The sequence below is a fragment of the Moritella sp. Urea-trap-13 genome, assembly GCF_002836355.1.
Lineage (GTDB): Bacteria > Pseudomonadota > Gammaproteobacteria > Enterobacterales > Moritellaceae > Moritella.
This window is the reverse complement of sequence record NZ_PJCA01000031.1, coordinates 617,237-638,343: the sequence shown is the minus strand read 5'-3', so window position 1 is coordinate 638,343 and position 21,107 is coordinate 617,237. Positions and strand designations below refer to the sequence as shown.

Here is a 21,107-nt window from a genome sequence, read left to right as displayed (position 1 = left end):
TGTTGGTAAGAACGAGCATCAAGTTTATAACCCTAAAACCCGTAATTCTTTAAGAAGATTTCCGCGTTATTCCGCTTTCGCCAAAATCGGAATAACGCGGATTTAATGTGATGGATTAAGCCCTGTTCAACGGGCAAAATTGGTTTCACTTAGACTTACTTCGACATTAAACAGGAAACAACATGGCTCAATTACGCACTATTCCACTTGCCATTGCTGCCATGGGGTTAACGGTAGATGGCCGTGAAATATCAGAAAAAGATATCGACGATATTGTCACGACTTACAACTATAAAAAATACGGTGCACGCATCAATTTAGACCACGAATTTAATTGGTCTGGTTGGGCAGCGAAGAACCTTTTAAACGTAGATATTAACGGCGGCATGCTCGGTGATGTGATTGAACTGACAACCGCTAAAAATGATGAAGGCATTAAAGTCTTGTATGCGGTGTTATCACCGAATGCGTCGTTTGTTCAACTAAACCAAGCCGATCAAGCGGTGTATTTCAGTATTGAAATTGACCGTGATTTTATGAAGTCAGGGCAAACCTATTTAACGGGGCTGGCCGTAACCGATTATCCGGCGAGTACCTACACCGACCGTATTCACTTTAGTCAAAATGACAACGCTGATAATACGCATGAAGCGGACCTTAATGTAAATAGCACACCCTCAGATACTGACCTATTAAAGGTGTCATTAGCATTAGACGAAGCGGCCAAACCAACCAAGAGCCTGTTTAAAAAACTCTTTAATTTTAATAAGGATGATGACGACATGAAACGCGAAGAATTTGCCGCCGCAATGACCGACGCACTCGGTGGACCCTTGCTGCAGTTTAGCCAAGCACTGGAAGCCAATACCCTCGCAACGCAAGCTTTATTGGCTAAGCAAGACACGACAACAGCACCGGTTGATGATGCGAATACCGACAACTTAACCGACACAAGTACGGATAAACCAACGGCTGAATTCTCGGCGATTGATGGCAAGGTTAATGGTTTGGTTGAGCAAATTGAAGCGCTCACTAAAACCGTGGCTGATGCAATCAAAGACCCTGCATCAACGACCACTGACGGTGAAGAAGAACACCTTGGTGACAATGCCAAATACCACAACCTTCTTTAGTAACAGGAACCAAATTAATGAAGCTTAAAACAACACAGATTTTTGCCGCGGTGGTGTCTGCATTGGCTGTTAATTACGGGGTTGCCTCCGTATCTGAACAGTTTAGTGTCGAGCCGTCGATTGAACAGACGCTGTATGACCAGGTATATCAAAGTGCTGAATTCTTACAGCGTATCGATACGCAAATGGTTGATGATTTAGTCGGCAGTTCAATTACAGCCGGTATTAGTGGTGGCGTCACTGGTCGCGCTGGTGTGGAAACGGATGAGACTAAAAGCCGTAGCACCAAAGACCCGTTAGGTTTAACCGACCGTGAATACCGTTGTTATGCGGTTGAATGTGATACCCACATTACGTGGCAGCGCATGGATATGTGGGCGAAGTTCCCTGATTTTCACAGCCGTTTTCGCGCCCATGTACGTCAAGCCATTGCACTGGATATCATCAAGATTGGTTGGAACGGTACCAGCGCCGCTAAGTTCACGGATATTGCAACGTATCCAATGATGGAAGATGTGAATATCGGCTGGCTGCAATTGGTTCGCCGTGATAATGCCGCCAATGTCTTTGCTGACGGTGAGCAAAAGGCTGGTGAAATCCGTATCGGCGCGGGCGGTGATTATGAAAATCTTGATCAAGCCGTGCATGATTTACTGCAAGCTATCCCTGCGCATAAACGCATTGGTTTAGTGGCGATTATTGGTGACGAGCTGTTATCGAAAGAAAAGAACAAGCTCTATGCCAAACAAGCGCATACCCCCAGTGAAAAAGACAAGATTGAACTTGAACAGATCATTGAAACATTCGGTGGTTTGAAGGCGTATAAGATCCCGTTCTTTCCTGACCGTGGAATTTTAATTACCTCGTTCGATAACTTGAGTCACTACGTGCAATCGGGTTCAACACGTACCTCTATTGAAAATAACGCCAAGAAGAAACGCGTCGAAGATTATCAATCACGTAATGATTGTTACTACATCAACGACATGGAAAAGATCGCTTTCTTTGAAGCGGACAGCGTGAAGCTGGACAAAGCCAAGGATCCTGCGGTTGATGCTGGTGACTTTGATGCTGATAACCCTGCGCACTGGGTTTGGTCTTAGTCGGTTTTAACTCAGTAACTGAATAAGCAGTATTAAATGAATAACGGGCTTATCACGGTAAGTTCGTTATTCCCAAACAGAGAGTTTTTTGAAATGAGCATAGTCAAACGAAATCAACGTAAAACCCATGCCGCTATTATCGGTGTTGATATGGCCAGCGGTCCTGATCAATCAGTCTCAGTAAAAGTGAAGCAGGGCAAGGTTATTGAAGTAGAGCCAAGCCGCGCCCAGGGCATTATGGAAGAGTTTGATTTTTTCAAAGCGGCCATGGATTCCGACCTTGCTCAACTTAAAAAGTTTTCTCATATGGAAGACAAAATAGCATACAAAGCGCAGGCGATTGAGAACCACGAGTATCTGGATTATTTACGCCGTTATCAAGCGCAAGGCACTAACCATCAGAACATGGTGTTGGCTTGGGTGGTGATTTGGCTTGTTGACCTTGGACACTGGAAAACTGCCTTTGATTTTCTACCTTTGTTAATGACGCAAAACCAACGTTTACCTGGTCGCTTTAGTACGCAAGATTGGCCGACGTTTTTGATTGATCAACTCTATGACGAAGGCGCTAAACACTTAAGCCAAGGGCGTGACGCAGTCGAGCGTAGCCAAGTGATCCACTTATTCACTCAGTTTATCCACTTGCTCGATACGTACCAATGGCGGTTAAGCGAATTGATTGGCGGCAAGCTATACGCTATGGCAGCCAAGTTAGAACAAAGCGTATTTAACCTGGGTAATGCCTATTCCTACGGGGTGAAAGCCACCGCGTTAAACGACAAAGCAGGCGTTAAAAAAATGGTCAGAGAAATAGCCAAGACCATTGGTAAAGAAACGGACCTTTAGTTTCTCTCATAAATTGTAACGACTCTCGCGCCACCGGCTCGGCTGCGTTGGTCTTATTCGCAATAGCGAAATAGGTACCTTATCGCAGTGGCTAGAGCCGACCCATTGAAAGTGAGTATCAATATGTTTAGTGGCAAGACGGATACAGAGCAGCAAGATACTTGTATTACAAATGATGGTTTTTGGCCGGACATTAACGCCGGTGATTTTGAAAAACGTCGCAGTGTACCGGTTGATATGGATAAAGATACGATCGCAACATCGGTTGTATCTGCCATTGCCCAAATCAACATAGAGCTAATTAGCGTTAAGTCTGGTTATGAGAGCAACGGTATTCATCGCGCGGTTGATGTGGTGGGCAGTCCGAGTATCGCCGGTAAAAACATGCTCGTTATTTTGTATGAAAAAGCCGTATATGCTCGCGCTAAAGCTGAATTGTTACCTGAATTTGCCACAACTCAAATGCGTGATGCTGGTGAGAACGTAACTCAAACTGAATCGGAAACGAAAGACTGTTTATTTGCTGAAAGTTTGCAGCACATTCGCACCATCAGAGGCAAACGCAGTACGGGAGTTGAATTGTTATGAGCACTGAGAGCCAATATTCAGCAGGTTATTACCTAAAGGGGCTAACAAGTCGTGTTAATGGTGTTGTACCCAAGGCACTGCATAAACATTTTGATTCTTGGATGGAAGATGTAGAGCTGATTTTAGCGCCGAAAGACTATGGTACTGGCCGTGATATTGGTCAGCTGTCTTATAAAGCAGTACTGAGCTTTGAGCGTTTTCCTTTTAAGAAGTGCGCCCCTGAAATTGTGCTTGCGTCAGTCATGGCCTGGTTAATGGACGTTGATGAACATCGCAACAAGTTTAACTTACCAGACCCAACTGCAGACATTGAACCGGAAAGTGAAGATTGCGTTGAAATGATCATTGAAGTGGAATTTCGAGAACCCTTCATGGTGGTTGCAGATCCAAGCGGGCTGATTGAGTGGGAAGGGAAAAAATGGAAAGTGGCGCCATATGAAATATGGATTGCTGAACACGGCGATATTATATCGGGGAATAATCCAGCATCACCTATTGGAAGCGATAAGTGATTAGGGTATCGATGTTAGAGCCTGAAATGTTAAGCGTTCAGCAGCAATTAAAGCTAATGACGCTAAACCCGAAAAAACGTACTCGGATACTCGGTAAGTTAAGCCGGCACTTAGCTAAGCAAAACAAAAAGAACATGCGGGAAAACAAAGACCCTAATGGTCGCAGTTGGCAAGGCAGAGCATCAGGCAGCAAGAAAATGATGCGCAAAATGAGTAAGCAGCTAAAGACTAAAGCTAACTCAAATGAAGCCACGTTATATTTCCCTGGTCTTGCGGGCACCATCGCCAGTAAGCATCAACACGGTGCGACTGAAAAGTGGAATGCAGTCAAAGCAAGAAAGGTATATGGCAAGCCTAACTATGATGATAAGCCAACGCGCTTGCAGGCTAAACGACTAAGAGAGCTTGGTTATACCATCGCCGCAAAACGTAAAGGCAAACGTAAAAAGCCAAGTATTAAATGGATCCTTGAAAGTTTAACCACAGGTCAAGCTGGGCTGATTATCAGGGAACTGAAGAACAAAGATGCGCAATCGAGTTGGGAAGTTAAATTACCAGAACGCCAGCTCTTAGGTGCAAAGTCAAAAGACATAACCAATTTTATTGCAGCAAAACTAGAAAAGGAACAACGCTAATGTGGCCAGTAGTTCAAGTAAACACACTTAACCAAATGCAGGGCCCAGTAACAGAAGTGGAACGCCATTTCTTGTTTATCGGTCTGGGCAGTACCAATACGGGCAAGTTATTGTCAGTTAATACTGATACCGATTTTGATCAGCAGCTCGGCGCGGATGATTCAGCACTGAAACGCAATGTGAACGCCGCCATGCTTAACGCTGGCCAGAATTGGAGTGCCGCGGTTTATGTAATGGCAGGTGCTGAAAAATGGGATGAAGCAGCACTCAAAGCCCAAGAAACCCAAAGCTTTGAAGCCGTGATCTTGTGTGACCCAACATCAGACCAAGCAACCGTGACAGCAGCGCAAGCGCTTTACCATACCTTGATTGCCAAGTATGGCCGTTGGCAGTTCATGGCGTTATGTACCCCTGAAATTGGTGAACTTCAATCATGGTCTGAGTATGAGGCTACCACCGTGGCTATCCAAGATACGATTGCCGCTGATGGTGTCATGCTTATCCCGCAAGTATTCCCGGATGCACTGGGTAAATTAATGGGGCGCTTATGTAATCGCAGCGTCTCTATTGCTGATTCACCATGCCGCGTTAAAACAGGGGCGTTAATTGGTGATGTGACACTGCCGATTGATAAAGATGGGGTAGCACTTAGCACTGCAACGTTAAAGACATTAGAACAAAACCGTTTATCGGTACCTTGTTGGTATCCAGATTATGACGGTATCTATTGGGCTGATGGGCGCATGTTAGATGTTGAAGGCGGTGATTACCAGGTGGTTGAAAATCGCCGTGTTATCGACAAAGTTGCTCGCCGAGTGCGCCTGTTATGTATTGCGGATTTAGGTGACCGGTCATTTAACAGCACACCGTTTAGTACTAAATCAGCACAAAGCCGTTACGCCCGACCACTGCGTGAAATGTCAAAAACCATCACCATAGGTAAACAGATGTTCCCTGGTGATATTCAACCACCATCAGCGGATGCCATCACTATCAATTGGGTTAATCGCAACAAGGTGGAAATTTACATTAAAGCTAAACCTTACGATTGCCCGAAAGAGATTGTTGCCAATCTGATGTTAGACCTTAGTAACCCAGGAGACGCAGCATGAGTAAACGTTTAGCTGGCATGAATTTCGATGTTGATATTTTCGGTACCGTTATTCATGTGGAAAAAGCCTCAGTATCTATTTCTGATGATTCAGCAGTATCAACAACCCGCGGTGTACCTGATGGGCATACCGACGGTGCGGTAAGTGCTGATGTTGAATATGAACTTGATACTCAAAATTTCAAGTTATTGGCTCAAGCAGCAAAAAGTGCAGGCAGTTGGCGTGGTATTGAGCCGCATGATTGTCTATTTTACGGCAATGCCGGTGGTGAAGAGCTCACCATTGAAGTGTTCGGTGTAAAACTATTACTGGAAAGCATCTTAGATGTGGATCCATCGTCATCAGATAAAACCAAACACAAAGTTAAAGGTTTGGTAACTAGTCCTGATTTTATCCATATCGACGGTATTCCTTACTTGAGTAAAGAAGATACCCGCGATTTAGTGGGGTAAGCGATGGATGTATTAGATAGTGCCTGTGCACTTGAAGCAAAGCAAACCGCGATGGCATTGTCGAACCACTTTGCTGCGCAGCCTAAGCAGACTCAATTAAAGAGCGCTGATGAATGTTATGAATGTAGTGCTGATATTCCCAAAGCACGGCAAGACGCGGTTAAAGGCTGTCAATTTTGTATCGTCTGCCAAGACCTCATCGACAAAGGAAAGCTATGAAACATTTTTCATTAAGACGTCGTTACTTTGAACAAGGTACCTATTCTACGCTACACCGTGAAGATGGCAGCAAAGTATGTTGTTTCGTTGAACGCCCAATGCTGAATAACAAAGCGTCTGAATCTTGCATTGTAGAGGGTACTTACAATGCCATGCCGCATCAGTCGCCTAAGTTCGGTGCTTGTTATGCACTTGAAGCGCCAGCACTGGGCGTCACGCGAAATGGTCCGAGTTTGCGTACGCATATTCTGATCCACAAAGCCAATTCACCGCAAGATTTACTTGGTTGCTTAGCACCTGGTGTGGCGTTTGGTTTTGTTCATAACGAGTGGGCAGTACTGAATTCAACCGCTGCTTTTAATGCCCTAATAGCTGAATTCGCTGGTGAGATTATCAGCCTTTCAATAAGTAAGGATTAACCATGTGGGACAACATTAAATCCTTGATTGGTAGTGCAGCGCCATTGGTTGGCACCTTAATCGGTGGCCCAGCGGGTGCCGCGGTTGGTGGATTACTTGCTAATGCCTTAGGTGTCGAAAATACACCTGCAGCGATTGAGCAAGCCATTAAACAAAATCCTGAAGCACTGGTTGCTATCCGTCAGTTAGAAAGTGAAGAACGGGTATCACTTAAAAAATTAGCCTTACAAGCATCGGCCATTGCATTAGATGAACGCAAAGTTGAACTGGCAGACACCCAAAACGCGCGCGCTGAACATAAAGACCATTGGATGCCGAGTGTGATGACACTCATTCTTGCGCTGATGGTGTCGGGGATGTTTATCGCTTTGTTCGCCTTTGAACCACCGAAAGCTTATGACCAGGTGATCATCATGACAGCGGGTGCGGTGTTAGGTGCGTTTGGTACCGCCGTCGCGTTTTGGCTTGGTAGTAGCCGTAGCAGTGTTGATAAATCCAAGCAATTAGGCTTGAAGAAATAAAGAGAGGTTTGAATGGCGAGTTGGGTAGCTGCGATTGCCGCAGTAGCAATGTTGGTTGTGGTTATTGGTGGCGCCGTTATCACCTGGTTATCAAAAGTTTCAGCTGATTTAGCAGAGCACAAAACACACGTTGCAGAAACCTATGCGACAAAAGATGACGTTAAAGAATTAGGCGACCGTGTTGAACGCAACATGGTCTCTGGGTTCGATCGAATTTACAACTTACTTCAAGGAAATAATGCAGCATGACAAAGAAAGCAATCGTATTAGTAATCGCGGGTAAAGAACTCCGTTTTGAACCATCACTCACAGCTTATAACAAATACATTAATGAAATGATGCCGCACGACAAAGTGGCGCCAGCAACCAATTACTTGCGTCGTGTTGTCAACAAAGATGATAAATCGGCGTTAGATGAAGTGTTGCAGTTACCTGGTGCGGTGATGCGTTTACTGCACAAAGTGAATGAACATTTTGAAGACGGTTTGGAAATTGAAGTAAAAAACTAATACGCCACGCCCAGGCTATTGAGCGTAATGAGTTAGAGCAAATCTTTACCTTAAAGGCATTTTATTTACCTCATGCGCCAGATAACACCGAAAGTTATGCCAGGGCGCTTTGGCTGGATAAATCCCAAACTGAAAAACACGCCATCGCTGTTGCCAATGGCATCGCAAAAGCATTTAACGGGGAGTAATGATTAGATGAGTTCTCATATGGATAGTTTAATGATGACGATTGGCTTGATTGATCAAGCCTCTGCGCCATTACAAGGTATTCAGAGCTCTATTACTCAAACGGCGGATGCTGGGCGTATTGGTTGGGACAAGATGGCGGGTGGTACTGCGGGATTCGTAGCCGCTGGTTTTGCGGTGCAAAGTGCATTGATGCCGGCGATTGAAATGGACCGTGTGCTCGGTGAAGTTAAATCATTGGGCGTTGTGGATGCTGACTTGCAGAAATTACAGCAAACCGCATTAGGCTTTTCTGCTGAATACGGTAAATCTGCGACTGAAGTGGTTGAAGCGGCTTATGATATCAAGTCAGCCTTTGGCAATATTAACGGTGATGAGCTTGCTGATATTACCAAGAGTTCTGCGGTCCTTGCTGCTGCAACGAAAGCAGATACCGCCACCATCACGGATTACATGGGCACTATGTACGGCGTGTTTAAAAATCAGGCCGACATGATGGGTACTGGCATTTGGTCTAAGCAAGTGGCAGGCATGACCGCGCAATCAGTGGAAATGTTTAAAACCACGGGTAAAGGCATGAGTGATGCGTTTACTTCTGTTGGCGCCAATGCAACGTCTGCCGGTATTAGTATGAATGAGCAGATGGCGATCCTCGGTACCTTGCAATCCACCATGTCGGGCAGCGAGGCCGGTACTAAATATAAATCATTCTTAGACGGTGTGGGTAAAGCGCAAGATAAGTTGAACATGAAGTTCACCGATAGTCAGGGCGCGATGCTGCCAATGCATGACATTCTAGGAAAGCTAAAAAATGAGTTTGGCGATACCTTGGATGTGGCAGAAAGCGATGCATTAAAGAATGCGTTCGGCAGTGCTGAAGCGGTGAGTATGATTAAATTACTCATGGCTGATACCGATGGCCTTGCTGCGAGTATTGAAACCCTTGGTGATGTAAAAGGCATGGGTAAAGCTGAAAGCATGGCTGGCGCAATGACTGACCAATGGGAGCGATTAGATGCAAGTTGGTATGCCATCCGAGCCGGTGTATTTGGTTTAGTGCTACCTGCGATCAATGGTCTTGTTGGTAGTATGGCTGACGGCATTGGTTCAATACTGGAGTGGACACAGATGTTCCCTCATATTACTGAGTATCTTGGCTATGCAGCATTAGCCATTATCGGTGGCGCTGGCGCCATATCGGCGTGGAACTTAATCGTCGGTTTATCAACATTGGTGACTGTAGGTTGGGGCTCCGCCGTTGTGATAATGAGTAGCGTTATGGCCGTTGCAAGTACGGGTTTAACGTGGATGAAAGGTGCGTTTCTTGGCTTAAACATGATCATGGCAGCTAACCCTGTTTTATTGATTGTAGCGGGTATTCTTGCTCTTGGTATCGCCGTTATCGGGACCATTGTTTATTGGGATGAGTTAACCGCAGCATTAAACAAAATCTGGATGTTTAACCAAATTGGCCAGATGTTCAAAGCCGTTGGCGGCAGTGTTATGTCAGTGATTAATGATCTGGTATTAGCCTGGGACATGTTTACTTTAGCCTTGTTAAATACTGGGTTCATGCAAGGCATCATGTCTGGTTTTAATACGCTGTCTAACTTCTTTTCAGGCTTATTCGCTGGTTATGTGTCTATTGCATCCGGTGCATGGGAATTAATCGGGGCAGGTGTCAGTGCATTATTGCTGCCGTTCCAGGTGGTGTTCACCAGCATTAAAGCATTCTTCAGCTTACTGATTGATGGGCCAGCTGCCGCGCTTAGCGTTCTGGGCACTATTCCTGCGTTATTTACAGGTATTGCTGATTCCGTGATGAGTGGTTGGCAGCTCATTGCATCAGGTGTGTCGACTGTCGTATCTCACTTATTTAGCGCAATTCTATTTTTAGCACAGCCATTCATCCTCGTCGGTCAGCAAGCCATGATGGTGTTCGGTTTAATGGCGCAAGGCTGGGCTGATTTCACTAATTATTTAGGGGATTTATCGGTGTTTGATTTATTGGGTGAGGGCATCGATTGGTTGATAGACAAAATCAATATGATCCCGGGCATTGAAATTGAACCATTGATTAAAGAACCATTAATACCCGATGTTGAATCATTGAATATAGGCAATCAAAAGGCCAGCAGGGAAAGAATTAACCAACCAATTAGTCGCTATTTACAAGGCACGCAGACCGCGCAAGTGCCATCGTATGGTTACATGCCTCAGATGGCAAAAGCGATGCAGGGCAATGGCAGTAAATCGACGCATACGGGTGATATTCACATTAAACAAGAGCAGCCGTTTACCCAAGCGCAACTACATGAATGGGATGAAATGAACACACCATGACCGATAAATATTATATAGATCTGTTAGTCAATCAAGGCGGTGTCGATTTTGATGCTGGCCAGCAGCCGTTTTATACCAACGACATTATGAGTATTGCTCAAGATGTAAAGCATGCTGTGTTAGAAAGTGGTCTCGTGCGTCAGCTGCAGGCTGAGCGTAACCGCACGTTGCGCGCAGATGTGTTAACGCGCATCGAAATGTTAATTGAAACCGACCTGCGTATTGAGCCTGGTTCAGCATCCGCGTTAGCGCAAAGTGCCAGTGTGATTATGCTACTTGCTACGACCGTTAAGTTTGGTGAATTAGCACTTGGGGTACAGTTATGAGTGAACGTCCATACGTCGATTTTCAACGCTTAATTGCGGCTGAAGGTATACCCACCACGGAAACCGCGCTTGCTATTGAGCTAGAAAAAGAAGTCGAAGCGGCGGGCAGTAAAGTCAGTAATGATAGCCGCATGTCGCCATTTTGGCGGGTGATCAATGCAGTGGTTATCGCACCGTCATTATGGTTGATTAATAACTTACTGGCTAACTACGTATTACCTAATGCGTTTACCGCCACGGCGAAAAATATTTATTTGGATTTAAAAGCGTGGGAAGTCGATTTAGAGCGTAAACCCGCCACGTTCACCCGAGGTGGTGTGACGTTTTTTAAAGAAAAACCTGAAAATCCGGTGATCATCGTTGCTGGGACGTTGATAGAAACAGACCGTATTGAAAATACTGTCTATCAATTACGGGTGATTGCAGATGTATTGATCCCTGCAGGGCAAGCTAGCGGTCTCGTGCTTTGCGATGCAGTTAATGCCGGCAACGCTTTTAATCTACCTGCGGGCTATTTTTCAATTTTGCCCAAAAGCATCAGTGGTATCACGCATGTCAGTAATCCGGTGGATTGGATCACATCTCTTGGTGCTAATACTGAAATGGATGATGAATTGGCTTTGCGTATTCGTAATCAGTTTAGTTCGGTGGGACGTTTTCATATTGATTCTATCTATCGCGCCATGCTGGCGAGTGTAGCGGGTATTCGTACTGATTTAATTTATTTTGAACATGATGCGCCGCGTGGACCCGCAACGGCCAATGCGTATATTTTGATGGAAGTGGGCAGTACGCCAAGTCAGCTAATCAAGCAGTTGAATGATTATGTGATGAAAGAGGGCAATCACGGCCATGGCGATGATTTATTGTGTTTGCTGATGCCGGAAACACAGCACCCGATACAGGCGACCATCAAGGGAAACCCTAATTTGAGCCAAGCAAGGCAAGGCGTGTTAGCAAGTGATGTGGAAGATATGATCCGTGCTGCATTTCGGGAAACTGCTGATTATGCTTCGGTCACTCGTACCCTGCCGTTATCTATTTTTTCATTCAGTCTACTCATCAAAGAAATACATCAACAATTACCTGATTTGGCGACAATTAAATTTAACGTAGAAGAGATAGACAGTTTGCTGGCAATCCCGCGTTTAACGTCAGTGGTGATTATTCATGATTGAACATGATAAACATGCCGCGCCGTTACCTGACCATAAAGTGCCCTGGTGGATGGACGGTGACACCTTAGCTGAAACGTTAAAAGAACCGTATTTTCTCGCGAATGGGGTTAGGAATTACTGGCAAAAAATACGTTTATGGTTGTTGTGGCCATTGGCCCAATTAGATCCACTAACCTGCGTCGAAAGTATTTTACCTACGCTTGCTTGGGGCCGAGATATCACACGTTTTAATGGCGAGCCAGTTGCGTTGTTTCGTAAGCGTATTAAGTTCGCCTTTATTAATGCTAAGGACTCCGGCGAGACGGCGGGTTTTATTCGCATATTCCAACGTTTAGGCATTGGCCATGTTGAAATTGATGAGCGGACTGAAGGGCGAAACTGGGACATTGTGACGATCCGCTTAACCGACGCGCAGTTATCAGAGAACTATGACCTGCTTACGGCCTTACTTCAGCATTATGGCCGCACTTGTCGACGTTATGAATTTCAGGTGATAAGCCCTGTTGAATTAAATTTACTTGTATCGCCACTGGATTGGGACCACCAATGTCTGGCGGCAATATTAGAGGAAATATAATGGCTCAAATGACAATTACCTTGGCGTTTGAAACGCTAAAAGCGCAGCTCGCATTAGCGGGTCAATCAATCGTACTTGATGAATTTGTGTTGGCTAATGTCCCAGGGCTCGATCCGAACACACCGATAGACAGAGCCGAAACGCTACCGCCTGCGTCGCAAATTGTATTTACTGGTGATGTGACTCAATCTGGATTTGTTAGTCCGAATGCCGTTATCTATTCGCTTATTATGGATACGGGTGTCGGTGACTTTTCATTTAACTGGATTGGTTTACGCAATAAAGAACAAGATGTGCTGGCGGCTATCAGTCATATTCCGACAATCAATAAAATAAAATCGGTCGCGGGCGTTAAAAACGGTAACTCAGTGACTCGCTCTTTGATGATGAGTTATATCGGCGCGCAAAATGCGACGGGTATGACCGTTGATGCTGCCACTTGGCAGATTGATTTCACAGCGCGCTTAACTGGCATTGATAGCACTGAGCGATTAAGTAATTTGGATCACTACGGTGATGCGGCATTTTTAGAGGATGGTTACCAAGTATTCAAATCGGCCAGCAGCTATAAAACCAAACTTGGCAGTGGTTATGTTGGCGGATTGCGCTGCGAGGCGACTGTTGAAACGGTTATCAGTAACGCGGCTAATGATATGGGGATTTATCTTGATGCAAGTTGGCAGGGAGGGTTAACCAGTCAATGGCAAACCATGGTGAGTATTAAAGCCTCTGCACAAGTATTAACGGATCATGTGGATAACACTGGCTTACAGCATTACGTGACAAAACTGGCTGATATCGACAGTGCTGGCAATGTAATTGATTGCCGAGTCTTAGGCGGTATGCCAGCCTTAGAGCGCAAAGACAACGCGGCCACAAACAGTGAGATTGATAGCAGCAGCGTGGCAGACAAGCACATTAAATTGACTCAGTTTTGGCGTGGGATAAGTAATAAAATCATGGCTGCGTTCAACGCGCGCTCAATCAATACTGCCGGTGCATTACAAGGCGGTGGGACGCTGGGTGCTAACCGCACCCTTAATATTAAAGATGCAACGATAGACCAAAAAGGGGCTGTGCAGTTGGCCGATAGTGTTGTATCCACATCCACTTCAATGGCCGCTACACCTAACTCGGTGAGGGCTGCCCATGTTCGTGCGGTTGACGCTGAGAAAAATGCCAATACACATACGGACAATCGCGTGTCGGAATTACTTGGCGGCGCGCCAGCTGAGGCTCTGGATACAATAAAAGAATTAGGGGATGCACTGCAAGAAAATGACAGTGAAATTGCCGCCATTAATGCCACCATCGCAACGAAAGCAACAAAGACTGAGTTAGCTGGCCATGTTGGGAATAACGCCAATCCACATGGGGTGACTAAAACGCAGGTCGGTTTACAACATGTAAATAATTGGCCTGCAACTAGCGCGACTGATGATGCAAGTAGCAGTAAATACGCTGTTGCTGCCGCCGTAAAAATCTCAATGGATAAAGCCATTGAGGCGCTAAACAGGGCGAACGCTTCCGTTAATCAGAGTGTGATTGATGCGTTATTTCCTGTCGGACATTTACTCATCACAGTGAATGTTGCTAGCCCTAATACCTACGGATACCCTGGTATATGGGTAATGCAGGGTGCAGACATGACCTTGCTTAGTACCAAAACGGCGGGCGGTGTCAATAAAATTACAGGTACGAATACGCCCGCTGTACCAGTTCCTATGCATAGGCATACCGCCTCATTTAGTGGTAATCAATTACCAAACCATTCACATGGTATTGACGCATATGGTGGTTGGAACAATACAACGCCTGGTTATATATCAGGTAATATTGCGCCTAATGGTCATAGCGTTGTTTACTCTAAACCTGCATCTGCAGGTAGACCGTCGGGCTCTGTCTCGGTATCTGATACTGGCGTGGCTAATGCGACGTTAGATGTGCGAGGTAAGCACTTAACGGTTTATATGTGGCTGCGGACAGGATGATGGTACTTCGCTATTTAATGCACTATTTCGGGGGCGAGTATGACTTGGCAAGTACAACATTTTAACTGGTCGGCGAGCGCGCAAACCATCCAGGGAAAAAGTGAACAAGTATTAGGGAAAATGGCTGGTATTATTGAGCAGGCGGCTCATCGTTTAACGCCTCTTGCGGATAAAGTGAGTTTTAACCGCCATGCATTAAGCGCGGAAGCTGCAAATTTGCTCGCGTTACGTGGCGAGTTAGATGATTTGTTATGCCAGGGACATGTGTTAAGTGCGCATCCTTATTTATTTTTGGCTGATAATGTTGCCAATGCGGCCTATCACTTAACGCCGGCGAATGCAGTTCAACATCTGGCGGATAAATTACTTGATAGCAGTGATGATAACAGGCCAACGGGACCATGTTACGCATTAGGTTTAATGATAGCGGAGCAAAATTTACCCGCGTTCGGGGCCAGTACCAAGGCGGTATTTGATGTATTGGCCCTGCCTGAACTGGGGATGGTCGCGCGCAGAGCGGGGCAAGGGCTTACATTAGAGCAAGATAAATTTACTCAACCATTAGCGGCTAAAAAACCGCTATTTAGACCTGCCAGCGCATTAAACTCAGCACCGCTGCGTCAGGTACTTAACTGGCAGGGGGCGCAGGTTGCGCAACTCGAAAGTATTGCCGCAGACAGACAAACCCCGATTGTTAAACTCCAAGCGCTATCGATGAAACGCACCGCGCATTTAACGCTGTTACATGATGCGATTGAAAGTCTAAAGCAAAGCGCCATCCAAGTGCGGGTGTTTTCAGCTGAAGGTTCACCCGAGGTATTAAATGCAATGCTACAGCAATCAATACCCCCGGGTTATGAACATACCCACACCTTTGCGGCCTTGCTGCTTAGTCAAACACCGTTAACCTTTATTTCGGAGCTATTCGTATGACCCAGATTGCACTTGATGGTGAGCTACTTGCCTTAAAATCATCGCGCATCAATTTATCAATGGACATTAAAGATGCGGATATGAGCGGGCAAACTGCGAATACAGACATCGCCGAACAAGGCATTAAAGGTAAAGAAATGGCGGTTAGCGCGCTGGTGTCGTTTAAAAATCCAGAAATATTAAATCGTCTGTTGTTATTGGCGCAGCAAACTGAATACGGTAAACGTAAGATTTACCGTATCAGTAACGAGTTGGCCAAAGCCATGAAGATCCGCCAGGTGCGCTTTACCGGTCGAGTGCAATCGGATGAACAAGAAAACCTGATGGCATGGCGAGTGAGCTTCACATTACGCGAATATTTGTCGGTACCGGAAGTGAAAGCGCAACGTGAAGCGGAAAATCAGCCACAGGCAAAAACTGAAACTACCGATAATACCGCTAGGGTAACGCCGAAAGCGCACCCTGCTGCGGTCAGTGATAGTCAATCACAAGCGCCTGAAGAAACTGGCTTTGTGAAAACGCTAAAATCGATTGATACGTGGTTAGCATGAAATTAGATAAACGTTTACTCATCGATGATGAGCCTCGCATAGTCAGTGAAGAGCATATCATTTTAGAACTTAATGCCGGTGGTCGAGCGACCTTTGTGGTGAAGGGCGTGGTAGCAAAGAAGCAATTCGTTAAGTTTGATATCGGTTATCAGGGGGATATGCGTCAGTATTTTTATGGGGTCGTGACTAAGGCTCAAGCAGCACAAACGGGTTATACCCGCATTATGGTGCGGGAGCTATCAGGGTTATTAGCCATGCGCTGGCCTATCAGTATGCAGCATGCGAGCGTATCTAAAGTGGTTGCCCAGTTAAGCCATGATACTGGCCTTAATTTCGTGCTGCCTGAAAATGTAGAATACACGGACACCGTGGTTCCGCATTTCGTTTCCCAGGGCAGTGGTTACCAGGTACTTGAGAATATAGGCTATGCCTTTTCTATCGCTGATTTCTGTTGGTATCAGCAAACGAACAGTGATATTTACCTGGGCAGTTACGGTGATAGTCGTTGGCCAAGTCGACCTATCACCATCCCTGATGCATTAGGTGTTGAACAGTGGGGTGGTAATAGTATGAAGCTGGCGGTTATCCCCGCTATTCGCCCAGGTGTTATTGCCAATGGCCACCGGTTAATTAAAGTTGAATTTAGCGGCCATGAAATGACACTGTACTGGCAAAATGGTGAAAATACGCCGGCTAAAAAACGGCAGATGAATTATCTGTTTCCTGAACTGGCAGCAGGTTTGCATTTACCGCAGTTGGGTAAGGTCATGGTTATCACTGATAATGCCACGCAGGGTGATGAGAATAATGCTTTTCGTCCACGCTTTGCCGCGGATGTGCAACTTCTAAATGAACAAGGTGAATATGATACTCAGGTGCCGGTTTATAAAGCGGTGCCGCTACCCGTGCATTTTGGTGGTGCAGAGCAAGGATTATTAAGTACACCGGCAGCAGGTACTATGGTTGAAATTGCATTTGCCTATGGTCGCAGTGACCGGCCTTTTATCCGCACCATTTTAGGCTGTGACTGGTCATTACCTGATTTTAAACCGGGTGAACAATTACAGCAGCAACGGGCTGAAGTATTCGATCGTATCGATGCCGCCGGTAATAAAACAGATACCACAGACCAGAAGAAAGAAAGTCGCGCATTTGAAGAACACCAGCAAGCGAACCGTTATTTAGGGGAGTTCGGTAGCCATGAACTCAATATTGAGCAGCACAGTAAAGAAAACATCGCAGGGCAAAAGCTCATTGAAACATTAGGCAGCTTTGAAGTGATGGCCGGTGATGATATTACCCTGGGCTCATTAGCTAATATGCATTTTGTGAATAGTGGCAACCATGTGCAAATCATCGGGCAGTTACGCGATATTGTGATCGGGTTAAATGACCAGCTAACCGTATTGAAAGACCGTATCCATACGATTGAACAAAACGACACGCTAACCATCAACGGTCAGCAAACTATTACGATAAAAAAAGATCAGGTAATTAAGGCAAAAAATATCAAACAAGATGCCGACACGATTAAATTAAATGGCGGCAGTGGCGTGATCACTTGTGCAAGCATTTGCCCATTCACCGGTAAGCCGCATGTCGATGGCTCCACTACCGTTTTTGCAGGGAAATAATATGGCGTTAAGCAAATCAGCACTAAAAAGTAAGATTGAAGCAGAGATGGTTAAGGGCGGTATTGTTATCGCTGGTGATTATGCTCAAGCCTCGGTATTGGCTCAAGCGATTGCTAATGCTGTTGTTGATGAGATACAAGCTAATGCCGAAGTCGGCGTGACAGGTGGGAGTTCGGCAGGGAAGTATAAGGTGGTATAATGTATATTGGATATGCTAGCGCTAACGCTCTAGTCTATGGTTTTTGATTAAACTAAAAGCTAATTAGCTTTTAGTTTAATGCTTTGTCCACAGTTATTACATTTATAAATACTGCTATAAAGTAATTTTTCAAACCATTTTCTATTCACTTTCTTCATCATTGAGTCTTTACAGCACTTCATTATTTTCCCCGTAGAATATATCTAAACACACAAAGCCAAATATTATGGTTAACATTTTACACAATGCAAATGAAAATAAGAAGTATTATCAAGTAAGGCTTTGTAAGAAAATGTTTAATTATGAAGGGCGGAAAACATTAAATAAGCTGATATGAAGGAATTGCAGATTAGTGCCATGAACATTAGGTGTGGTCAGTATGTGGACTTGAAAAAAGTAAAATTATTTAATTTCATTTACTTTCAGCTACTTATAGATACAACAAAGCCCTAAAAATAGGGCTTTGTTAATTATTCTTTTGCAATATTAATAAACTTTATTAATCAAAGTTTAAAATACAGTAGTATCTTGGAACAAGCCTACTTTTAGATCTTTAGCCGTATAGATTACTTTACCATCTACAAGCATTTCAGCGTCTGCAATACCCATCACTAAACGACGAAGTACAACACGCTTCATTACAATTCTGTAAGTCACTTTTTTATTGGTTGGTAATACTTGGCCTGTGAATTTAACTTCACCCACACCCAGAGCACGACCTTTACCTTTAGCGCCATTCCAACCTAGGAAGAAGCCAACTAATTGCCACATAGCATCTAAGCCTAAGCAGCCAGGCATAACAGGATCACTGTCGAAGTGACAGTCAAAAAACCATAAATCAGGTGTAATATCTAGTTCAGCAATGATTTCGCCTTTACCGAATTCACCGCTTGTGCTGTCAATGCTTAGAATGCGATCCATCATCAGCATATTGTCTTTTGGAAGACGGATATCAGAATCAAATAATTCGCCGTTACCACATTTAACTAAGTCTTCTTTATCGAAGCTATTGCGTTCTGTTGCTGACATAGGTACCACTTCAACCTCTAATTCATTTATCATAATAATATCCCTTTTTTCTTGAAGTCATCTTAGCGTACATCTGTACGCCTAACAAGTCCAATCAGTTGTTACTTCCCTGTTTACCCATGATTTTAGAGCATAATTGTTTAAGTTTGTTTACCAAACTATTCTCATCATCATCTAATTTGTCATTTTCTTCAGCAAGTTGATTGATGACATTGTAGAGGCTTTTGTCTTCGTCAATATTACCGGCTTTAATGTCCATCAACAGCTCAATAGCTTGGTCTATATGGGTAATCGGGTAGATAGCTAGCTGTCCGTTGTTCACCGCGGCAATGATTTTATCACTTAAATTTAAGTTGATAATATTCGCTGCTGGAATTAAAACGCCCATATCTGTTTGTTCATTTAATTCGCAGATACGTAGGAAACCTTCAAGTTTCTCATTAATACCACCGACGGCAAGCACTGTACCAAATTGGTCGATAGCGCCGGTAACCGCGAGATTTTGCGCTATTGGTCGGTGCGCGAGTACAGATAGCAAGGCACATGTCCCTGCTAATGCGGCACTATCACCATCAATTTCGCCATATGATTGCTCAAATACCAAATTTGCACTGATCGGTAAAGGTAATGGTTTTGCAAACGTATGGGTGAAGAAACCCTGAATAATCATCATCGACTTGGCGTGAATGTTACCCGCTAATTCAGCTTTACGTTCGACATCAGAGATATCACCATCACCATTTAAGTGACCCGTAGCGGTAATGCGCACTGGCTCACCAAAGCTCTCTGGATGACCATGGATTTCAAGTACTGATAATCCATTTATTTGGCCAATTTTTTTACCGTGAGTTTCCAAGATAATTTGTTTTTCTATAATACCTTCATTACTCAGACGAATATGACCATTAAGTGCTTCATGTTGCAGTGCTAACACGGTATTAATAGTGTCACTGTCAATACAATCTAACGTGTTTGTTGATGCAATTTGATGGCAATAGCTTAACAAGGTTAATAATTTAGCTTCGTTAAGACTCAGGTAGTTATTATGCTCACACCAACGACTACTTAACCGTAGTAAACGTTTTAGACCGCAGCTTGAAAGGGGAAGTAAATTAGCATCTGTAATGAGTAATTTAATATAACCGATATAGTTAGCTATATTTTTTTCGCTGATATTAAACTCAGAAGAAAAATCAATGAATGAACTCGCAATACTTGATATTTCTCTGTCACCTTCAGCAAGTTGGCTAATCGCTAGTCGATCGCCAACTAAGATAACTTTAACGTCAATGGGTGCTGGATCTGGTTTTAGCTCTGTTTGAACCGTTTTGTTACTCGACTGCCAGTTCAACGTGCCTTGTCTCAGTACTGACTTTAATTGATACCACAAGGCTGAGTTATTAATAAACTCATCTATCTTGATAACAATGTAACCGCCATGGGCTTGATGTAGTAGACCTGGAATTAACTGAGCCACACTACTGGTATAACTGCTGTTTTTATACAGCTTGTCTAAGTTACCAAACAGGGTCGTCTCATCTAAGTTTACCGCATCGACCAGACTGACAGTAGGGGATTGCTCATCCGCTAATACTTTGAAGGCTTGCTCAACATTAAATTCGTTAAGGTTGAGTAATAGCGGGACAAGGTTAGCGTATGGCTTAATAAGGCATGAACTAAGCTGTTCATCAGAAAACTCACCAGTCGCAATAATTTGTTCAATGAGTTGCTTAAACAGTACTGTTTGATCGCGCCATATTTCAAATGCATGGGCACGTCCAACTTTTGTTACATCTTCAACATAACAAATGGATTTAGCACGTTTATTTGGCATGTTTTGCAACATATCTGAGAATGATTTTATGTGGTCAAAACCGTCAAAGTCTGTTGCTACAAGTAACTTAGCAGCTGAAGTCTCATGAAATAGTGAAAATAGTTCATTATTTTCAGGAAACAATTGATCACGCGTTACTGTATCAAACTCTTCAAGTTTGCTGCGTGGGCCAAGGTTAAAGACAGGAGCAAGTTTATCAGCAGTAATTTTCTCAGTTAGCAAGGCTATCACTCATTGTAAGGTAGATAGATAAATTATATGAGATTGTCTTATAAAC

The 21,107-nt window shown here is 44.3% G+C and carries 24 protein-coding genes; 22 read left to right on the top strand and 2 right to left on the bottom strand.

Features of this window, described 5'->3' with window-relative positions:
- Positions 1–182 precede the first annotated feature (182 nt).
- The 22 genes from CXF93_RS10865 (at position 183) to CXF93_RS10760 (ending at position 17,967) form a co-directional block, all read left to right on the top strand.
- Positions 183–1,133, top strand: coding sequence for a GPO family capsid scaffolding protein (locus tag CXF93_RS10865; protein ID WP_101062535.1), 951 nt, complete (start codon positions 183–185; stop codon positions 1,131–1,133).
- 17 nt (positions 1,134–1,150) lie between these two features.
- Complete coding sequence (locus CXF93_RS10860) at positions 1,151–2,236, top strand: phage major capsid protein, P2 family (RefSeq protein ID WP_101062534.1); 1,086 nt, start codon at positions 1,151–1,153, stop codon at positions 2,234–2,236.
- Positions 2,237–2,272: 36 nt separating this feature from the next.
- Complete coding sequence (gene gpM / locus CXF93_RS10855; protein ID WP_232784178.1) at positions 2,273–3,082, top strand: phage terminase small subunit; 810 nt, start codon at positions 2,273–2,275, stop codon at positions 3,080–3,082.
- An 87-nt stretch (positions 3,083–3,169) separates the two neighbouring features.
- Positions 3,170–3,670 (top strand): head completion/stabilization protein, encoded by a 501-nt coding sequence (locus tag CXF93_RS10850; protein ID WP_232784177.1) that lies wholly within the window; start codon positions 3,170–3,172, stop codon positions 3,668–3,670.
- The gene (locus CXF93_RS10845; protein WP_101062533.1) at positions 3,667–4,182 is read left to right on the top strand and encodes a phage tail protein; all 516 of its coding nucleotides are present in this window, start codon (positions 3,667–3,669) and stop codon (positions 4,180–4,182) included. Before CXF93_RS10850 ends, CXF93_RS10845 begins: the two co-directional genes overlap by 4 nt.
- Positions 4,183–4,193: 11 nt before the next feature.
- On the top strand, positions 4,194–4,817 hold the full coding sequence (locus CXF93_RS10840; RefSeq protein WP_101062532.1) for a phage virion morphogenesis protein: 624 nt from the start codon (positions 4,194–4,196) through the stop codon (positions 4,815–4,817).
- Entirely contained in the window at positions 4,817–5,929 is a 1,113-nt protein-coding gene (locus tag CXF93_RS10835) for a DUF2586 domain-containing protein (RefSeq protein ID WP_101062531.1), read from the top strand. Before CXF93_RS10840 ends, CXF93_RS10835 begins: the two co-directional genes overlap by 1 nt.
- A complete protein-coding gene (locus CXF93_RS10830; protein ID WP_101062530.1) occupies positions 5,926–6,381 on the top strand; it encodes a phage protein in 456 nt (151 codons plus the stop codon). Before CXF93_RS10835 ends, CXF93_RS10830 begins: the two co-directional genes overlap by 4 nt.
- A gap of 3 nt (positions 6,382–6,384) precedes the next feature.
- On the top strand, positions 6,385–6,600 hold the full coding sequence (locus CXF93_RS10825) for a molecular chaperone DnaK (RefSeq protein WP_101062529.1): 216 nt from the start codon (positions 6,385–6,387) through the stop codon (positions 6,598–6,600).
- A complete protein-coding gene (locus CXF93_RS10820; protein WP_101062528.1) occupies positions 6,597–7,019 on the top strand; it encodes a DUF5675 family protein in 423 nt (140 codons plus the stop codon). The genes CXF93_RS10825 and CXF93_RS10820 overlap by 4 nt, the downstream gene beginning before the upstream one ends.
- Positions 7,020–7,021: 2 nt before the next feature.
- Positions 7,022–7,540, top strand: coding sequence for a hypothetical protein (locus tag CXF93_RS10815; RefSeq protein WP_101062527.1), 519 nt, complete (start codon positions 7,022–7,024; stop codon positions 7,538–7,540).
- Positions 7,541–7,552: 12 nt separating this feature from the next.
- Positions 7,553–7,789, top strand: a complete 237-nt coding sequence (locus CXF93_RS10810; RefSeq protein ID WP_101062526.1) for a hypothetical protein — start codon at positions 7,553–7,555, stop codon at positions 7,787–7,789.
- Complete coding sequence (locus CXF93_RS10805) at positions 7,786–8,049, top strand: putative phage tail assembly chaperone (RefSeq protein WP_101062525.1); 264 nt, start codon at positions 7,786–7,788, stop codon at positions 8,047–8,049. The genes CXF93_RS10810 and CXF93_RS10805 overlap by 4 nt, the downstream gene beginning before the upstream one ends.
- Positions 8,050–8,244: 195 nt before the next feature.
- A complete protein-coding gene (locus CXF93_RS10800) occupies positions 8,245–10,578 on the top strand; it encodes a phage tail tape measure protein (RefSeq protein WP_232784176.1) in 2,334 nt (777 codons plus the stop codon).
- Positions 10,575–10,904, top strand: a complete 330-nt coding sequence (locus CXF93_RS10795; protein WP_101062523.1) for a DUF2590 family protein — start codon at positions 10,575–10,577, stop codon at positions 10,902–10,904. Before CXF93_RS10800 ends, CXF93_RS10795 begins: the two co-directional genes overlap by 4 nt.
- Positions 10,901–12,082, top strand: coding sequence for a baseplate J/gp47 family protein (locus CXF93_RS10790; protein WP_101062522.1), 1,182 nt, complete (start codon positions 10,901–10,903; stop codon positions 12,080–12,082). Before CXF93_RS10795 ends, CXF93_RS10790 begins: the two co-directional genes overlap by 4 nt.
- The gene (locus CXF93_RS10785) at positions 12,075–12,659 is read left to right on the top strand and encodes a phage tail protein (protein WP_101062521.1); all 585 of its coding nucleotides are present in this window, start codon (positions 12,075–12,077) and stop codon (positions 12,657–12,659) included. The genes CXF93_RS10790 and CXF93_RS10785 overlap by 8 nt, the downstream gene beginning before the upstream one ends.
- Entirely contained in the window at positions 12,659–14,650 is a 1,992-nt protein-coding gene (locus tag CXF93_RS10780) for a phage tail protein (protein ID WP_198551645.1), read from the top strand. The genes CXF93_RS10785 and CXF93_RS10780 overlap by 1 nt, the downstream gene beginning before the upstream one ends.
- A gap of 39 nt (positions 14,651–14,689) precedes the next feature.
- Entirely contained in the window at positions 14,690–15,583 is an 894-nt protein-coding gene (locus tag CXF93_RS10775) for a hypothetical protein (protein ID WP_101062519.1), read from the top strand.
- On the top strand, positions 15,580–16,134 hold the full coding sequence (locus CXF93_RS10770; protein ID WP_101062518.1) for a hypothetical protein: 555 nt from the start codon (positions 15,580–15,582) through the stop codon (positions 16,132–16,134). The genes CXF93_RS10775 and CXF93_RS10770 overlap by 4 nt, the downstream gene beginning before the upstream one ends.
- Positions 16,131–17,768, top strand: a complete 1,638-nt coding sequence (locus CXF93_RS10765) for a hypothetical protein (RefSeq protein ID WP_101062517.1) — start codon at positions 16,131–16,133, stop codon at positions 17,766–17,768. The genes CXF93_RS10770 and CXF93_RS10765 overlap by 4 nt, the downstream gene beginning before the upstream one ends.
- 1 nt (position 17,769) lies before the next feature.
- Positions 17,770–17,967 (top strand): hypothetical protein, encoded by a 198-nt coding sequence (locus tag CXF93_RS10760; protein WP_101062516.1) that lies wholly within the window; start codon positions 17,770–17,772, stop codon positions 17,965–17,967.
- A gap of 510 nt (positions 17,968–18,477) precedes the next feature.
- Here CXF93_RS10760 and fabA read toward each other — a convergent pair.
- Together fabA and CXF93_RS10750 are read right to left on the bottom strand one after the other, a co-directional pair.
- Positions 18,478–18,996 carry a bifunctional 3-hydroxydecanoyl-ACP dehydratase/trans-2-decenoyl-ACP isomerase gene (gene fabA, locus CXF93_RS10755; RefSeq protein WP_198551672.1) on the bottom strand — a complete coding sequence of 173 codons (519 nt, stop codon included), beginning with the start codon at positions 18,994–18,996 and terminating at the stop codon, positions 18,478–18,480.
- A 94-nt stretch (positions 18,997–19,090) separates the two neighbouring features.
- Positions 19,091–21,061 carry an AAA family ATPase gene (locus CXF93_RS10750; protein ID WP_232784175.1) on the bottom strand — a complete coding sequence of 657 codons (1,971 nt, stop codon included), beginning with the start codon at positions 21,059–21,061 and terminating at the stop codon, positions 19,091–19,093.
- Between the last annotated feature and the right edge of the window lie 46 nt (positions 21,062–21,107).

Coding starts and splice junctions, on each gene's coding strand:
- CXF93_RS10770 (WP_101062518.1), top strand. CDS start 15,580: ATGACCCAGATTGCACTTGATGGTGAGCTACTTGCCTTAAAATCATCG.
- fabA (WP_198551672.1), bottom strand. CDS start 18,996: ATGTCAGCAACAGAACGCAATAGCTTCGATAAAGAAGACTTAGTTAAA.
- CXF93_RS10830 (WP_101062530.1), top strand. CDS start 5,926: ATGAGTAAACGTTTAGCTGGCATGAATTTCGATGTTGATATTTTCGGT.
- CXF93_RS10760 (WP_101062516.1), top strand. CDS start 17,770: ATGGCGTTAAGCAAATCAGCACTAAAAAGTAAGATTGAAGCAGAGATG.
- CXF93_RS10845 (WP_101062533.1), top strand. CDS start 3,667: ATGAGCACTGAGAGCCAATATTCAGCAGGTTATTACCTAAAGGGGCTA.
- CXF93_RS10820 (WP_101062528.1), top strand. CDS start 6,597: ATGAAACATTTTTCATTAAGACGTCGTTACTTTGAACAAGGTACCTAT.
- CXF93_RS10765 (WP_101062517.1), top strand. CDS start 16,131: ATGAAATTAGATAAACGTTTACTCATCGATGATGAGCCTCGCATAGTC.
- CXF93_RS10790 (WP_101062522.1), top strand. CDS start 10,901: ATGAGTGAACGTCCATACGTCGATTTTCAACGCTTAATTGCGGCTGAA.
- CXF93_RS10840 (WP_101062532.1), top strand. CDS start 4,194: ATGTTAGAGCCTGAAATGTTAAGCGTTCAGCAGCAATTAAAGCTAATG.
- CXF93_RS10860 (WP_101062534.1), top strand. CDS start 1,151: ATGAAGCTTAAAACAACACAGATTTTTGCCGCGGTGGTGTCTGCATTG.
- CXF93_RS10780 (WP_198551645.1), top strand. CDS start 12,659: ATGGCTCAAATGACAATTACCTTGGCGTTTGAAACGCTAAAAGCGCAG.
- CXF93_RS10815 (WP_101062527.1), top strand. CDS start 7,022: ATGTGGGACAACATTAAATCCTTGATTGGTAGTGCAGCGCCATTGGTT.
- CXF93_RS10865 (WP_101062535.1), top strand. CDS start 183: ATGGCTCAATTACGCACTATTCCACTTGCCATTGCTGCCATGGGGTTA.
- CXF93_RS10825 (WP_101062529.1), top strand. CDS start 6,385: ATGGATGTATTAGATAGTGCCTGTGCACTTGAAGCAAAGCAAACCGCG.
- CXF93_RS10800 (WP_232784176.1), top strand. CDS start 8,245: ATGAGTTCTCATATGGATAGTTTAATGATGACGATTGGCTTGATTGAT.
- CXF93_RS10795 (WP_101062523.1), top strand. CDS start 10,575: ATGACCGATAAATATTATATAGATCTGTTAGTCAATCAAGGCGGTGTC.
- CXF93_RS10810 (WP_101062526.1), top strand. CDS start 7,553: ATGGCGAGTTGGGTAGCTGCGATTGCCGCAGTAGCAATGTTGGTTGTG.
- CXF93_RS10805 (WP_101062525.1), top strand. CDS start 7,786: ATGACAAAGAAAGCAATCGTATTAGTAATCGCGGGTAAAGAACTCCGT.
- CXF93_RS10775 (WP_101062519.1), top strand. CDS start 14,690: ATGACTTGGCAAGTACAACATTTTAACTGGTCGGCGAGCGCGCAAACC.
- CXF93_RS10835 (WP_101062531.1), top strand. CDS start 4,817: ATGTGGCCAGTAGTTCAAGTAAACACACTTAACCAAATGCAGGGCCCA.
- gpM (WP_232784178.1), top strand. CDS start 2,273: ATGAATAACGGGCTTATCACGGTAAGTTCGTTATTCCCAAACAGAGAG.
- CXF93_RS10785 (WP_101062521.1), top strand. CDS start 12,075: ATGATTGAACATGATAAACATGCCGCGCCGTTACCTGACCATAAAGTG.